Source organism: Lentzea kristufekii, assembly GCF_033949925.1.
Lineage (GTDB): Bacteria > Actinomycetota > Actinomycetes > Mycobacteriales > Pseudonocardiaceae > Lentzea > Lentzea kristufekii.
Window position 1 is genome coordinate 1 of sequence record NZ_JAXAVV010000070.1, and the last position, 1,902, is coordinate 1,902.

Below are 1,902 nucleotides of genomic sequence, written 5' to 3' on the forward strand. Positions count from 1 at the left end.
CGTCTACCTCATCGACTCGGTGCTGCTGCCCGCCTGACATCTCCAGGGAAAGCAGTACCGCGACTCCGGGAACCGCGCTTTGCGTGCGGTTCCCGGAGTTTTTCACGTCTCCTCGTCAGTGAGTCTGATGTGGACGGACGTCGCGTAGGAGGACAGGAACAGCGCGTGGTTCTCCGGTTCGCGGATGACCACCACGATCACGGTGTCCGGGTTCGCCGCCCGCACCGACCTGGTGATCAGGTAGGCGTTGAGGTCGTCCGGGACCGTGACGACGACGCGATCGGCGATGTCGGCGGAGGCTTCGTCCAGCGCGCATCTGTCCCGCCCGTCCCCGAGGACGGCGGTGGCGCCGTTGGCCGCAGCCTCGGCGACGGCGAGGTAGTCGGTGTCCAGCACGGTCAGCAGGGCGTCCGGCTGCGAGGCCAGCACCGAGTTGATGGCGCCGCGCCCCGTGTCGCCGTAGCCGATGACGAGGATGTGATCGGTCACGTCCAGGGATTCGGGATGCCGGCCGGGCCGGATTGCGTCCGTTCAGGTACCTGCTGACCGCGGCCGCCAGTCACTCCATCAGGTGGATCGAGCGGTGCGGCCGATCCGGAACCACCGCGCCGCGCGGATGTACAGCGCGCGGATCCGCCAGATGCGGTTCAGCCGGCTCGGGACGGCGCCACGCACGTCCCTGTGCGTCCGCTTTCAGAACCGGACGCACAGGGACGCGGCCCGTTGGTCTGATCCGCGATGTCGATCACTGCGCGTTGACGTGATGTGCGCGATCCTGTGTCGCAAAGTAATCGCGAATTCATGTTTCGAATTGGTTTGTGCGCGTGAACTGCGCAAACTGAATTGCTTCCACTTTCGAGTGAACCGGTGTCCGTGGGGTGTCGAATACACGGATGTACAGGTGCTGATTCGTCGAAAGGGGGTGATTACATGAAGTCGACATGCTCCACGGCACTGCGGCGGACACTCGGTGTGGCTGGTTTCCTGATCGGATTCGGGCTCCTGTCCGCCGGAGTGGCGAACGCCGGCGAGGGTGACTCACCCGGCCTGCTGGACGGGGTCACCACTCTCGTCGCCCCCGTGACCGACGCACTCGCGCCGGTCACGCGCAACGTCACCGAGGTGACCGACCCGGTGCTGGCACCGACCGTGGACACCGTCGTGCAGGCCCTGAGTCCGGCGTTGGAGCCACTCCAACCCGTGACGGCGCCGTTGCTCGCCCCTGTGGCGCGCACGGTGCAGGACGTGCCGGTGGTACCGCGGATCGTGGAACCACTGGTGGCGCAGCCATCTGATCAGGCCGACGTCCCGCCGCCGGTCACCGCGCTGCCCGTGCCGGACATTCACGCTGCGGCGCTGCCCGACCGAGTCGCGGTGGCAACAACATCGCGACAGCAACAGATGTACGCACCTGACGTGGCGCCACCGATCGAGGCGCCCCAGAAGCAGTCGCCTGAGGTGCCGTCCGCTCTACCCGGTACGACAGGTTCGGTGTCGTCGAACGGATCGGCGAGCACGGCCGTGTCAGACCTCCCGGCGGGATCGGGAGTTCGCCCGCACAGCGAGCCGCTCGTCGTGAGCCGGGACCACCAGGTGCACGGGTCGTGGTGCTACTACTACGGCCGCAATCATCCCAGTTGACCAGTCCTGCCAACCAAGCCGACCAGATCACCAAGCTTGATTGACGGGAAGGTTCGACAATGCACAACTCTGTGCGACGCGGCTTGCTGGCCGCAGCGTTCTCGGGAGGATTCCTCCTGTTCGGAACGGCGATGGCAAGCGCCGACACCGTGGGCAATGGTCTCCTCGGTGACGTCGTGAACTCGGTCGTGAACGGTGGCAACGGCGGTAATTCGGGCGATGGCGGCAACGCCACCAGCTCGAACAACGCCACGTCCGGCA

At 66.1% G+C, this 1,902-nt stretch carries 3 protein-coding genes; 2 read left to right on the top strand and 1 reads right to left on the bottom strand.

The window, feature by feature from the left end; translation table 11 throughout:
* Positions 1-102 precede the first annotated feature (102 nt).
* Positions 103-489: an NAD-binding protein gene (locus SK571_RS46050; RefSeq protein ID WP_319990413.1), complete on the bottom strand. Its 387-nt coding sequence runs from the start codon at positions 487-489 to the stop codon at positions 103-105.
* A 441-nt stretch (positions 490-930) separates the two neighbouring features.
* On the opposite strand from SK571_RS46050, the gene SK571_RS46055 reads away from it, so the two are divergent.
* Positions 931-1,641 carry a hypothetical protein gene (locus SK571_RS46055; RefSeq protein ID WP_319990414.1) on the top strand — a complete coding sequence of 237 codons (711 nt, stop codon included), beginning with the start codon at positions 931-933 and terminating at the stop codon, positions 1,639-1,641.
* A gap of 59 nt (positions 1,642-1,700) precedes the next feature.
* On the top strand, positions 1,701-1,902 hold a 202-nt coding region (locus tag SK571_RS46060), incomplete at its 3' end, for a hypothetical protein (protein WP_319990415.1).

Coding starts and splice junctions, on each gene's coding strand:
- SK571_RS46055 (WP_319990414.1), top strand. CDS start 931: ATGAAGTCGACATGCTCCACGGCACTGCGGCGGACACTCGGTGTGGCT.